The sequence below is a fragment of the Jiulongibacter sediminis genome (assembly GCF_001306455.1).
In the GTDB taxonomy this organism is placed as follows: Bacteria; Bacteroidota; Bacteroidia; order Cytophagales; family Spirosomataceae; genus Jiulongibacter; species Jiulongibacter sediminis.
The window spans coordinates 119,698-132,493 of sequence record NZ_LGTQ01000012.1 but is presented as its reverse complement, the minus strand read 5'-3'; the positions used below and the strand labels follow the sequence as shown (position 1 = coordinate 132,493).

The following is a 12,796-nucleotide window of genomic DNA, read 5'->3' as shown; positions in this document are numbered from 1 at the left end:
GCCTTAAACGTATATGAATCAGGTTTTTCGGGCAGATTCCACTAAATTGCGGAAATTTTAATAAAGCTAAAAATGGCGTATAAAGAGCCTTTTTGCTCGTTTTGCGGACGTAAAAAGAACGAAGTAGATCTTTTACTTTCCGGAACTGACGGGCACATATGTAACCACTGTATAGTACAGGGACATGATTTAGTACAACAAGAGCTTTTTGGGGTAAACCCGAAAGGCAAGAAAAAGAAGAAAAAGTCGGAGTTGCCAAAGTTTGATCTTAAACCTCCGATTGATCTTAAAAACTATCTTGATGATTTTGTAATAGGTCAGGATGAAGCTAAGAAAGTTCTTTCTGTAGCGGTTTATAATCACTACAAGCGACTCATGCAGCCCGATTCTACGGACGATGTAACGATTGAAAAATCAAACATCATTATGGTTGGTGAGACGGGTACAGGTAAAACCTACCTGGCTCGCACCATTGCTAAAATGCTTCAGGTGCCATTTGCTATTGCTGATGCTACTGTGTTAACGGAGGCTGGCTATGTGGGAGAAGACGTTGAAAGCATTTTGAGCAGGCTTCTTCAAGCTGCTGATTATAATCCGGAGCTTGCAGAAAGAGGCATTGTCTACATTGACGAGGTTGACAAGATTTCCCGCAAATCCGATAATCCGTCGATTACCAGAGATGTGAGTGGAGAAGGTGTTCAGCAAGGTTTATTGAAGTTATTGGAAGGATCAGTAGTGAGTGTTCCACCTCAGGGAGGTAGAAAGCACCCTGAACAGCCTTTGGTGCAGATCAATACCCAAAACATTCTCTTCATTTGTGGTGGTGCTTTTGATGGCATTGACCGCCATATTGCTAAACGTATCAATAAAGCCCCTATCGGTTTCTCAACCGATAAGAAGATGAATCGCATCTGGGAAAATGAGAATGTATTGCGTTTTGTGACTCAGCAAGATTTGAAGTCTTTTGGTTTGATTCCTGAACTTATAGGTCGCTTGCCGCTTTTGACTTATCTCAATCCGCTGGATAAGGATACGTTGAAGCGTATTCTTGTTGAACCTAAAAACTCACTGATGAAGCAGTACAAAAAGCTTTTCGGTATGGAGGGAATTAAATTAAAATTCACTGACGATGCTCTTGATTATATTGTAGATCAGGCGGTTATCTTTAAGCTCGGTGCCCGTGGTTTAAGGTCAATCTGTGAAGCAATTCTGACAGATGCGATGTTTGAATTGCCCTCAGAGGAGGATGTGAAAGAATTTGAAGTAACCAAGGCGTATGCCGAGAAGAAGTTTGAGCATTCCTCGTATTACGAGCTCAAATTAGTTGCTTAATAGAATACCAAGAATTGAAAGCATAGCGTTGAATAGGCTCAATAGTCTGTTCAACGCTTTTTTTATATGCCTAACCTGAAACCCGTAAGCTTTCTAATTATAATAAGTTTTCTTTTCGCCTCTTGTAGGACTCAGCAGGCTTATTTTCATGCTCCGGTAGCTGTTAATTACAGGATGCCTGAAAAGAAATTGAAGCTAAAACTACCTGAGCTTATCAAAAAAGAGCCTAAACTTGAAGTGGTTCCGGTTAAGTCTGCTCCAAAGATTGAAAAGGTCAAAACCTATTTTCCAGAATTAAAGCTAAAAGACAAAGAAGTGCACATTCCGGCTTTTTCGGTTAAGCTTAAAAGTGAGCAATTTCAGCAAGGGCCAGAGCCTTCAAAGCAGAAATTGAAAGAAAAGGAAAAGAAGAAAAAGAAACGGAGGAAGTTTTGGAGGCAGTTTGGAGCAAATCTGCTTATCGGGACTGTTTTTCTGGTGATAGCAGTGGTAATGGCTGTATTAAAATTGCAGACTTTGGTTCTCTTGTTTGGGGTAGCTTCAATTTTATTCCTAATTTTTGGTCTCAAAAAGCTCTTTCGTAAAAGAAGGAGGAAAATTAGGAACCCTTTTCAAAAGAATAGATGAACGTAGTTCTGTTGCATGGCTTTGGCGAAAATGCCGACATATGGGATACTTTTTTACCCATGCTGCCTGACAATTATAATTTTATAACCCTTGATTACTCAAAAATTGCGTTTTGTCAAACTATTGATCAATATGCACAATGGGTTCACTCTGAAATTGAAGAACGTAAAATCACGCGTTTTGTATTGATAGGGCATTCCATGGGTGGGTACATTTCTTTAGCATATGCTGAAAAGCATGCCGAGTACCTTGCGGGGCTGGGCTTGTTTCACTCCACCGCCTATGCCGATTCTGAAGAGAAACAAAAAACTCGGGATAAAACGGCTGCCTTTATAAAAAGGAAAGGCACTGCTGCATTTATTGAAGGTTTTCTCCCAAATATGTACAATGAGACCTTCAAAAGAAAAAACGGGGTCTACATCCGTCAACAATTAGACGACAATAAAAAACTACCTGAAGAGGCCCTCATTCAGGCCACAATGGCTATGAAGTCTCGACCAGACAGGAGTTCTGTTCTCAAAAAGCTCAGAATGCCTGTGATGTTTATTGTTGGTAAGGAAGATAAGTTCATCCCTTTTGAAGATTCAATGGCTCAACTTGAACTGCTGTCAATGCCTTATATTTTAATTCTTGATCACGTTGCCCATGCCGGTATGATGGAAGCACCGCATAGCTGTGCCGGCATTACAAGAGATTTTCTGGAAAGCTGCTTTCGTTAGGCTCTTGGATGAAACTGCTGAATAGTTTGCTGAAGATAGGCTCTGTCAAGGTGAGTGTAAATCTCCGTTGTGGTAATACTGGCATGGCCAAGCATTTCCTGTACGGCCCGTAAATCTGCTCCACCTTCAATCAGGTGTGTCGCAAAACTATGTCGAAAAGTATGCGGTGATACCTCCTTTTTAATTCCGGCTTTGGTGGCCAGGTCTTTGATAATCATAAATATCATGACCCTGCTTAGCTGGCCACCTCTTCGATTGAGAAAAAGAATGTCTTCCGCCTCCGGTTTTGCCTCTTGAAAATTTCGGATACTTTTTAGGTAGATTTCTGTGAATTTTATGGCCTGCCCTCCAATAGGAATAAGCCTTGTTTTCTCCCCTTTTCCGGTCACCTGAATGTAGCCTTCCTCAAAATGGCAGTCACTTAGCCGAAGAGATGTAAGTTCTGATACCCTGAGTCCACAGCTGTACATTGTTTCTAAAATGGCCCGGTTCCGGGTTCCTTCATCGGTGGAGTGGTCAATGGCTTCAAGCATTTGCTCTATCTCATGGAAATGTAATACCTCAGGTATTTTTCTTCGAGTCCTTGGACTTTCCAATAGCTCAGTTGGGTCGATGCTGAGGTGTTCTTCAAGGAGAAGAAATCTGTAGAAGGCTTTCCAGCCGCTGAGCATCCGAGCCTGCGATGTTGGTGCTATCTCCATATCATTCAGCTCATTGAGAATAAGACTTAAGTCGTCACTGTCAATTTGCACTGGTGCTGCTTTTCGGCTGAAGTTTTTGAGCTTAATAGCATCTCTTTCATAAGCTTCAATGCTATTCTCTGAAAGACCTCTCTCCAGTTTGAGGTAATTCTTAAATTCTTTGATGTAGAAGTCCCAGTTTTGCAAAACAAGAATTTGTTGGAGTAAAATAAATCTTTTTGGCCCTAAATCCGTTACTAACTAAACTGATAAACTTAGAAAAAAATAATTGACTAGGACTGTTAAGCTATTAAATCTATATTTATCTCTTCGATAATCTTTATGACTAAAAGCAAGGTCTACTTCTTTCTGATTGCGTTTTTCGCATTTGCGAGTGCCAGGGGGCAGCTGGGAGATTCTTCAACAGAGGAGTCTGATCAGATGGACTCAAAGTATTTTGCATATGGTGTCACTACAAACACCCATTCAGGAATTTTAGGGGGGCTTGTTTTTAGAAGCTCTACTCCTATAAATACAGACAGGAGGCTACCGGTTCACAGATACATAGCACTTGAAGCGGTGAACCTGAAACATCCGAAAGAAAGTACGAGCTCAAACCCGGCTCTGGGAGCGAAATTTATTTTTGGTAAAACAAACTATTTTTTTGTGGTCAGGCCTGAGTACGGTCGTGAGTGGTATTTCTTCAAAAAGAATGGAGACTCGAGTATTGGATTGAGCGGGATTTTGGCTGTCGGGCCTTCTATTGGTATTCAAAAGCCCTATTATATCAAATATGGAAGAGACGCTGGTGAGGCGGCAATACTTACTCAGTACGATCCTGACATCCATACAGATTATAACAGTATAAGGGGTTCCAGTAGTATCTGGCAGGGCTTTTTGAATAATTCAAAGATCAATCCCGGTATTCATATTAAAGCTGCAACGAGTATAGATATGAGTACTTTTGGCGATAATATTACCGGGTTTGAATTGGGCACTACTCTTGAGCTCTTTACCAGAGAGCCTGAAATTATTTCTCCAAAACTTTCTACGAATGCAAAGGCTTATGCCACGGCATACCTAACTTTGTATTTCGGAAACAAAAGATTAATCAAAAAATAAGAATGGTAGAGGCAAAAGATAAGCCGGCCAGAGCCAAAAGGCCTGATTGGCTACGTGTAAAATTACCAATCGGAGAAAACTATAGGAAAGTTCGGGAGGTAGTAGATCAAAATAACCTTCATACAATTTGTCAATCTGGTAACTGCCCAAACATGGGTGAGTGCTGGGGTGAGGGTACAGCCACTTTTATGATTTTAGGGAATGTTTGTACCCGAAGCTGTACTTTCTGTGCAGTGGCCACTGGCCGACCAACGGAGTATGATAAAGATGAACCCCAACGTGTTGCTGAGGCTATAAAAACTATGGGTGTGAAGCATGCCGTTCTGACCTCGGTAAACAGGGATGAGCTAAAGGATAGAGGGGCTGAAATATGGTATCAGACGGTGGTTAAAACCAAAGAGCTTTCACCTTCCACTACGATTGAAACGTTGATCCCGGACACCAAGGGGAACTGGGAAGCTCTATACAGAATGATTTCGGCGGGTCAGGAAGTAGTTTCTCATAATGTAGAAACGGTTGAAAGGCTCTACAGACCTGTACGCCCTCAGGCGAAATACGCTAGAAGTCTCGAGCAAATCAGAAGAACTAAGGAATTTGGGAAAAGAACCAAGACCGGTATTATGCTGGGTTTAGGAGAAACCAAAGAGGAGGTTTTTAAAGCCATGGATGATCTGGTAGAGAATGGTTGTGATATTCTGACTTTGGGTCAATACCTTCAGCCGACCAAAATGCATCATGAGGTGATTGAGTTTATTCATCCTGATCTTTTTGATCTGTTTAGGGAGGAAGGTTTGAAAAGGGGTTTGAAGTACGTTGAGTCCGGCCCTTTGGTAAGGTCGTCTTACCATTCGGAGAGACATGTGAATGTTTAAAGATATTGAGCCTGGTTTGCCGGGCTTTTTTTTCGACATAGGGTCATATTATTTTTATTCGAAACCACAGTTTTCAATTATCTGCAATTTTGACTTTTTGTAGATAAAACATCTGGTAGTGAAAACGTCTGAAGAAAATTTAACCTCTTTTTAGAGTATTCGTAAATAATTCGCATTTTTGCCATGCAAGAAAGTGTCTTTTTCCTCATTTCCTGTAAAAGAAGGCGGTTGGTGAAATTTGGCACTAATAATGGGAACATTTAAAAAACGTATTTCTACTAACAATAAGTAAACATGCCATATTTATTCACCTCCGAGTCTGTTTCAGAAGGACACCCTGATAAAGTTGCTGACCAGATTTCTGACGCTCTGATTGATCACTTCTTAGCTTTTGACCCTAATTCTAAAGTTGCTTGTGAAACCTTGGTAACCACAGGTCAGGTAGTACTTGCCGGAGAGGTTAACACCAATACATATCTTGATGTACAAACTATTGCGAGAGATGTGATCATGAAAATCGGTTATACAAAGGCTGATTACATGTTTGAGGCCAACTCTTGCGGAGTTATTTCTGCTATTCATGAGCAATCAGCGGATATAAATCAGGGTGTTGACAGAAAATCGGATGACGGTTTTGAAGCCAAAGCGAATGCACAGGGTGCTGGTGATCAGGGAATGATGTTTGGCTATGCTACCGTAGAAACAGATAATTACATGCCGTTGGCATTGGATTTATCTCACAAAATTCTTCAGGAACTGGCTGATGTAAGGCGTGAAAATAAAAGGATCAAATATCTTAGACCTGATGCCAAGGCTCAGGTAACTATTGAGTACTCTGATAGTAACAAGCCACAAAGAATTGATACCATCGTAGTTTCTACTCAGCACGATGATTTCGCTGAGGATGAGGAGATGTTGGCAAAAATCAAGTCGGATATTATCAACTATGTGATACCTAGAGTAAAGAAGAAATTGAAGCCGAGTCTTAAAAAGCTTTTCAATGACCAGATTCAATATCACATTAACCCTACCGGTAAATTTGTAATCGGTGGGCCTCATGGCGATACCGGTCTTACTGGAAGAAAGATCATTGTTGATACTTACGGCGGAAAAGGTGCTCATGGTGGTGGAGCTTTTTCCGGAAAAGACCCATCAAAAGTTGACCGTTCGGCGGCTTATGCTACTCGTCATATCGCTAAAAACCTTGTAGCGGCAGGTGTTGCTTCTGAGGTATTAGTTCAGGTTTCTTATGCTATTGGTGTGGCTAAACCTTGTGGTATTTTTGTAGATACTTATGGTACGGCAAAAGTGAAGGGTGCAGATGGTAAGAAAATGAAAGATGGTGAGATAGCTAAGATTGTCGAGCGTATTTTTGATATGAGACCATATGCTATTGAGCAGAGATTGAAATTAAGAACTCCAATATACTCTGAAACGGCTGCCTATGGACACATGGGGCGTGAACCTCAAACAGTGACCAAAGTTTTTGAAAACGCTGGTCAAAAAGTAGAGCAGGAGGTTGAGTTGTTTACCTGGGAGAAGCTTGATTATATTGATCAGGTAAAACAAGCCTTTGGTCTATAAAAACGAATTGAATTATAATGGAAGCTCACAGTCTTTTGGCTGTGAGCTTTTTTGTTTTCACTTTTGCCATAATGTCATCAGCACGATTCTATTTGCTCGGCGTTTTATTCGCTATGATTTGGTCATCTGCCTCTGTGGCGGCAAAATTAGGAATGGTCTCAGTACAGCCGCTGGTGCTTTATCAGGTACGTTTTATGCTGGCAGCCTTGTGTTTGTTGGTTTTGTCTTATCTCTTTTTGAAAGGCAGGAGACCCCAGGGCAAAGAATGGCTACAGCTGGCTATTTTCGGATTGTTAAATGTTACCGTAGCCCTTGGGTTGTTTGCGTTAGCAATTCATGAAGTTGCTGCCGGAATCGGAGCTTTGCAGGTTGGTGTGAATCCATTGGTGATTAGTGTGCTATCAGCCGTTGCAGCAGGCAGAAAAGTAAAATCAAATGAAGTACTGGCTTTGGTGTTAGGTCTAACGGGAGTTGTTCTGGCTGTTTACCCTTTGCTGGGCAATGCCTACGCTTCGCCGAAAGGGCTTTTCCTTTTAGGTTTAAGTACGCTTGCTTATTCTTCTGCAGCTATTTATTACAGCTCAGTAAAATGGAGTCTGACGAAGCTGACCATTAATGGTTGGCAGGCATTTTTCGGAGCTCTTTTTCTTCTGCCGGTGACTTTGTTTTTTTATGATCGAGGTCTAAATAGCTATGATATGGATTTTGGGTTATCAGCTTTATGGCTTGGTTTGCCCATCTCCGGGTTAGCCGTGTATTTATGGTTGTGGCTTCTTTCCACTGATACGGTCAAGGCCTCATTATTTCTATTCCTGTGCCCGATTTTTGGGTTTGCGTATGCCTATTTTATACTTCACGAGCCTTTCACGCTCTTTACATTGGGTGGATTAATCGTGGTGATGGCGGCACTTTATATAGGACAGTATAAAAAAAGACAAGCCTGATGGGGCTTGCCTTTTCATATTTAAAAGAGCTTTTTCTCTTCTTATTTTCTTTTTCTGTGAACTTTGATTGAGTCTGCATCAGCAAGAATTCTTCCGCAATGCTCACAAACGATGATTTTTAATTTTTCCATAACGTCAGCCTGAATCTGAGGAGGAACTACGTTAAAACATCCACCGCAAGCTCCACGATCAATAGCAACAACCGCAAGGCCGTTCTTAGCACCGCCACGAATTTTAGTGTAAGCCTTAAGCAATCTTTCCTCTACTTTCTTAGCTTGTCTTGCACTTGACTTCAAAAGTTTTTCTTCTTCTTCCTGGCTTTCTACGATAAGCTTGTCAAGTTCTTTTCTTTTTTGCTCCAAAACCTCTTTTCTCGCGTCAAGCTTTGATTGAGTTTCCTCAATATCCTGCTCTTTGGTTTTGATTTTATATTCAGTTTCTCTAATTCTCTTATCGGCTAATTGAATTTCAAGCTCCTGAAGTTCCAGTTCTTTTGAGATGGCGTCATATTCACGATTATTACGCACATTCATCTGTTGATCTTTGTATTTAAGGATCAACTTATCAGAATCTTTCTTGTTTTGCTTCTGGTGTTCAATTTCCTCATTGAGTGAATCTACTTCAGATTGAAATCTTGAGATTCTTTTCTCAATACCTGTCACCTCATCTTCCAGGTCTTTAACCTCTTCAGGAAGGTCTCCACGAAGCTTTCTGAGCTCGTCAAGTCTTGAATCAATTTCCTGAAGTTTTACAAGAGATTCCAGTTTATCAGCTATTGTTAATTCCATAAACTTCGTTTAAAGCTATTTGGTGAATGCCGCAGGCGGCCTATATTTTAAAACAAATAATTAATCGGGTTGGTTTTTACCTCCGATAAATAGGTCGCAAAAGTAGTGAATTTTTTCAATATTTCATCCCTGATCAGCTCTTTTGTGAACTGTTCACTTTCATAATGTCCGACGTCCGCAATGATAATTTTACCATCGGCATCAAAGTACTCATGATACTTATAATCAGCGGTTATGAAAATGTCGGCCTTTTGGCCAATGGCCTGAGGTAATAGAAAGCCACCCGCTCCTCCGCAAACGGCAACTTTTTTGATTTTAGGCTTTATAATATCAGTATACCTTATGACGCTCACATTGAGATTTTCTTTTACTTTCTGAAGAAAATCCATCGATTCTAGTTCCTCTTCAAGTTCGCCGATAATTCCCGAGCCGACAGTCTGTAAAGGGTTCTCAAGAACAGAGAGGTAATAAGCGATTTCTTCATAAATGTGTCCTTCTCGCATTCCGCGGAGCACCTTTTTTTTCAAATGAGCCGGGAAGATAACCTCAATTCTATTTTCGTTGACTTCCTCATAAATGCCTCTTTTTCCAATGGTGGGGTCGGCCTGCTGATTTGCCTTGAAAGTGCCTTTGCCCTCTGTTCTGAAACTGCAATTGCTGTAATTGCCAATATCTCCGGCTCCTGCGGCATACAGAGCGTCCAGTAAAGGACCTGTTTGTGGTGTCGGCACAAAAACCGTCAATTTCATGAGTTGATCGGTTTTTTCTGCCAATATTCTTGGGTTTTGCAGGCCAAGTTTCTCTGAAATCTTAAAGTTAACTCCTCCTTTGATGTTATCAAGATTTGTATGGATAGCGTAAATGGCAATATCGTTTTTAATGGCCTGGATGATGGTTCGCTCTACATAAGTTTTGCCTGTGATTTTTTTTAACCCTTTGAAAATGATGGGGTGGTGAGCCACAATAACATTGCATTTTTTCTCAATCGCTTCCTCGATGACGTTTTCAACGCAATCAAGGCTTACCAGAACACCTGTAATTTCGTCATTTGGGTTGCCTGTGATAAGGCCGGCATTGTCGTAGGATTCCTGATAGGAGAGTGGTGCCCAGCTTTCAAGAAAGTTAGTCAGATCCGCTATTCGCATATGTTGAGGTTTTTTGTAAAAATACTATTTCGAATGTGAAGGTAATTACTATTGTAATAATCTCTACAGATAAGGTATTTCTGTCCTTTGTCAGTGCTATTTTGAAAGTCAGTTGATGGTGATTGAATTGTAAACCACTATTTTAGTTATAGCAGTCGTAATTGAAAATCAACCTAATTGAAATGAAAAATGAAAAATGGTTTTGTGTGTTTTGCATTTTAACTTCCGGATTTATGAGTAAGGCTCAAACGGCTGAAGTAGCCTCAGGTCTTTATGTTTGGGAAGACTTAACTTTTAAGTCTGGTCAAATGCGGGCAGGAAAACGGTTTATGGAAGGCAGTTCTCCACACTTTGAATATCTGGAGATTCATACAACCACGCAACAGGCTGGTGCCAAACCTGCTCCTCCGCACACTCAGGAAAATATTGAGGAGGTTATTATTGTTAAAGAGGGTCTGATGAAGATGACCATGGATGGTGAAAGTAGGACACTAGGTGCAGGAAGTGTGGTGCTGATACCGCCTTTAGTGGAGCAATCAATGGAGAATGTGGGAGACGGGCCTCTGGCCTATTATGTTATGATGTTCAGGTCTAAAAAGCCAATGGATGTGGAAAGGGGAGTAGAGGCCGGAGGAGCCATGTTTCTGAGTCGGGATCAACTAGTGCTGGAGAAGACGGTAAAAGGGGGAAGAATCGCCTATTTTGACCGTCCGACAGCAATGTGTGAAAAGTTTGAAATGCATGTTACCCGTCTTGATCATAAAGGGTCAAGCCATGATCCGCATTCCCATGTCGATACTGAAATTATTCTAATCACTGAAGGTGAAACGACTTTGGTTCTAGATGGAGAGGAGATTGACGCTAAAGCCGGAGATTTTTATTTCATCAAATCTGGTCAAACGCATGGGATCAAAAACAAGTTGGATGAGCCTTGCGAGTATTTTGCTTTTCGTTGGTTTTGATAAGAAGAAAAAATAAAAAAAGCCTTGGAGAAATCCAAGGCTTTTGCGGTCTGGACGGGACTCGAACCCGCGACCCCCTGCGTGACAGGCAGGTATTCTAACCAACTGAACTACCAGACCTTTCAGTGTTTGAGACTCGCTTTCTCAAATGTGGATGCAAAGATAGATGTATATTTTTTAGAGTCAATAATTGAGTCGAAGATTTTTTGACTTTTTTTTGTGTCTATTTGGTCGGCTAATGTGTCGATTTGTTTTAATCATTTATAGTGAGTGATATAGCTTCGTGTATACCCATCTTATGGGGCTTTGTAGTTAGGTATGATTTTAATAGAAAAAAGCCGACTCGCAATGCAGACGGCTTTACTATTCAGGACTACGTGTCCCGCCCAACTATTAAACTATGAGTAGGGGCCGGGGGAATGGTGAGCTGAATTCGTGGTCTCGATTCCTGCAATTTGTTTTCCGTCAGAGGGTGTAAGAAAAAAGCCGACTCGCAATGCAAGACGGCTTTACTATTCAACCCTAACCTATTAAACTATGAAAATCTAATGTTCTTATTTTTTTTATCTACCTACCGTAGGCTCCACGCTTATCGTTGGTAGTTCGTAAAGCTCTTCAAATGGCTTGTTCTCGGTTTTGTTTTCCCATAAGAAAGCAAATACCTTTTCGGTTACGTCTACTTTCTTTAGCCAAATTTGAGCGTCTTCGTTTCTCATGTTGCTAAGCTTGCTGTTGATTGTGGCTACAGCCTCATAGAAATCTGCCTTCTCGTCTTCTGACATCAAAAGGAACTGGCCTGTTGAGTCGTTATATAAGCGAACTACGTTGTTAAATGTAGCCCAGGCTTCATCATTCTTCTTAATAAACCTTTTGGCCTTCTTGTTCATGAAAACTTTAAAGTTGAAATCAGGACCGGCTGAAAGGTATATCGTATTATTAACTCTAACTGAGTCTTCAGCTTTCGCAGATCCCACTCCCGAGATCAATGTTGAAAGTACAATTGCAAAAGTAACTAATTTTTGTGACATATTCGTGGAATCGTTTTATTTCCTCTGTTTGATTACGATACAAATATGTCAGCTTTTAAGTTTTTTGACAAATTTCAAAGAAGACGTTTGTCGGAACAATATTTTACTTTTTGAATTATTTGCAAATATTAATACATCAAGGTGTATTATTTTTTAGCTAAATGAGGAATAAAATATTGTTATTAAAATATTTTATTAACTAAAGTATTTTTTTCTAGGAGGTGGATAAATTCTTATAATAATACAATTATTAATTATATGAATTCATAGTTTTGTTTATTCCAATAGTGCAAAAGGCCAAAATGATCTCTTTTACTTTATCAAGCTTTTGGATGATTTGAATCATTTCATCTTCAGCGAAATTTCCAAGAACATAGTCTACCTGTCTTCCTTTTGGGTAGTCGTCTCCAATCCCAATCTTTAAGCGAGCGTATTCCTGAGTTTGAAGGGTGCTTTCAATATCCTTTAATCCGTTATGGCCTGCAGAAGAGCCTTTGGGCTTTAATCGTAACTTAGCAACGGGAAGTGCAAGATCGTCTACAATAACGAGAACATTCTCCCGAGGGATATTAAGTTTAGTCATATAATGGGCTAAAGATTTACCTGATAGATTCATATAAGTTGTAGGTTTGATCAGGTGAATACTGCGGCCCTTTATTTTCCACTCGGTATGGTATGCTTGCTTTTCCAAAGAAAAGGTCAAACCTTCGATAGCGGCCAGACGGTCAAGTGCCATAAAGCCAACATTGTGACGAGTAAAAGCATATTTCGGCCCGATATTCCCAAGGCCAACTATCAAATATTTCATGTGCTTCTTTTCTGTTTATTATTAATGGCCTCATACTGGGCCTTTACTGCTTTAAACAATAATTCTCCTTTGTTTTTTGATTAATTTAATGGTGTCAGTTTTATTTTGTATCCGCAAAGGTTTGTTTCAAAAGTGTTCAATTATAGCAATTTCAATAAAAGTCACGCCAAAAGTCTCAAATAGTT

13 protein-coding genes and 1 tRNA gene are annotated in these 12,796 nt (G+C 40.3%); 8 read left to right on the top strand and 6 right to left on the bottom strand.

Annotation, left to right across the window (positions count from 1 at the left end; translation table 11 throughout):
- Positions 1-72: 72 nt before the first annotated feature.
- The 3 genes from clpX (at position 73) to AFM12_RS15495 (ending at position 2,678) form a co-directional block, all read left to right on the top strand.
- On the top strand, positions 73-1,332 hold the full coding sequence (clpX, locus tag AFM12_RS15505; protein ID WP_055149893.1) for an ATP-dependent Clp protease ATP-binding subunit ClpX: 1,260 nt from the start codon (positions 73-75) through the stop codon (positions 1,330-1,332).
- A gap of 66 nt (positions 1,333-1,398) precedes the next feature.
- The gene (locus AFM12_RS15500) at positions 1,399-1,959 is read left to right on the top strand and encodes a hypothetical protein (protein WP_055149890.1); all 561 of its coding nucleotides are present in this window, start codon (positions 1,399-1,401) and stop codon (positions 1,957-1,959) included.
- Positions 1,956-2,678 carry an alpha/beta fold hydrolase gene (locus tag AFM12_RS15495; protein ID WP_055149887.1) on the top strand — a complete coding sequence of 241 codons (723 nt, stop codon included), beginning with the start codon at positions 1,956-1,958 and terminating at the stop codon, positions 2,676-2,678. The genes AFM12_RS15500 and AFM12_RS15495 overlap by 4 nt, the downstream gene beginning before the upstream one ends.
- Here AFM12_RS15495 and xerD read toward each other — a convergent pair.
- Entirely contained in the window at positions 2,675-3,565 is an 891-nt protein-coding gene (gene xerD, locus AFM12_RS15490; RefSeq protein WP_055149884.1) for a site-specific tyrosine recombinase XerD, read from the bottom strand. The genes AFM12_RS15495 and xerD overlap by 4 nt on opposite strands.
- Before the next feature lie 135 nt (positions 3,566-3,700).
- Between xerD and AFM12_RS15485 the strand changes: the two genes are divergently transcribed.
- The 4 genes from AFM12_RS15485 (at position 3,701) to AFM12_RS15470 (ending at position 7,880) form a co-directional block, all read left to right on the top strand.
- A complete protein-coding gene (locus AFM12_RS15485; RefSeq protein WP_055149881.1) occupies positions 3,701-4,480 on the top strand; it encodes a hypothetical protein in 780 nt (259 codons plus the stop codon).
- A gap of 2 nt (positions 4,481-4,482) precedes the next feature.
- The gene (lipA, locus tag AFM12_RS15480) at positions 4,483-5,352 is read left to right on the top strand and encodes a lipoyl synthase (RefSeq protein ID WP_055149878.1); all 870 of its coding nucleotides are present in this window, start codon (positions 4,483-4,485) and stop codon (positions 5,350-5,352) included.
- A 294-nt stretch (positions 5,353-5,646) separates the two neighbouring features.
- Entirely contained in the window at positions 5,647-6,936 is a 1,290-nt protein-coding gene (metK, locus tag AFM12_RS15475) for a methionine adenosyltransferase (protein WP_055149874.1), read from the top strand.
- A 17-nt stretch (positions 6,937-6,953) separates the two neighbouring features.
- The gene (locus AFM12_RS15470; RefSeq protein WP_229308518.1) at positions 6,954-7,880 is read left to right on the top strand and encodes a DMT family transporter; all 927 of its coding nucleotides are present in this window, start codon (positions 6,954-6,956) and stop codon (positions 7,878-7,880) included.
- 41 nt (positions 7,881-7,921) lie between these two features.
- On the opposite strand, the gene AFM12_RS15465 is transcribed toward AFM12_RS15470, so the two are convergent.
- Together AFM12_RS15465 and AFM12_RS15460 are read right to left on the bottom strand one after the other, a co-directional pair.
- Positions 7,922-8,668, bottom strand: a complete 747-nt coding sequence (locus tag AFM12_RS15465; protein WP_055149871.1) for a zinc ribbon domain-containing protein — start codon at positions 8,666-8,668, stop codon at positions 7,922-7,924.
- A 47-nt stretch (positions 8,669-8,715) separates the two neighbouring features.
- Positions 8,716-9,813, bottom strand: coding sequence for a Nif3-like dinuclear metal center hexameric protein (locus AFM12_RS15460; protein ID WP_055149868.1), 1,098 nt, complete (start codon positions 9,811-9,813; stop codon positions 8,716-8,718).
- Positions 9,814-10,046: 233 nt separating this feature from the next.
- Here AFM12_RS15460 and AFM12_RS15455 point away from each other — a divergent pair, with 233 nt between their 5' ends.
- Positions 10,047-10,775 (top strand): cupin domain-containing protein, encoded by a 729-nt coding sequence (locus AFM12_RS15455; protein WP_165492356.1) that lies wholly within the window; start codon positions 10,047-10,049, stop codon positions 10,773-10,775.
- Positions 10,776-10,821: 46 nt separating this feature from the next.
- Here the strand turns inward: AFM12_RS15455 and AFM12_RS15450 are convergent.
- The 3 genes from AFM12_RS15450 to pth all read right to left on the bottom strand — a co-directional run bounded on the left by AFM12_RS15450 (position 10,822) and on the right by pth (position 12,611).
- A tRNA-Asp gene (locus AFM12_RS15450) sits at positions 10,822-10,895 on the bottom strand.
- Positions 10,896-11,338: 443 nt separating this feature from the next.
- On the bottom strand, positions 11,339-11,803 hold the full coding sequence (locus AFM12_RS15445; RefSeq protein WP_131458400.1) for a hypothetical protein: 465 nt from the start codon (positions 11,801-11,803) through the stop codon (positions 11,339-11,341).
- Positions 11,804-12,053: 250 nt separating this feature from the next.
- The gene (pth, locus tag AFM12_RS15440; RefSeq protein ID WP_055149859.1) at positions 12,054-12,611 is read right to left on the bottom strand and encodes an aminoacyl-tRNA hydrolase; all 558 of its coding nucleotides are present in this window, start codon (positions 12,609-12,611) and stop codon (positions 12,054-12,056) included.
- Between the last annotated feature and the right edge of the window lie 185 nt (positions 12,612-12,796).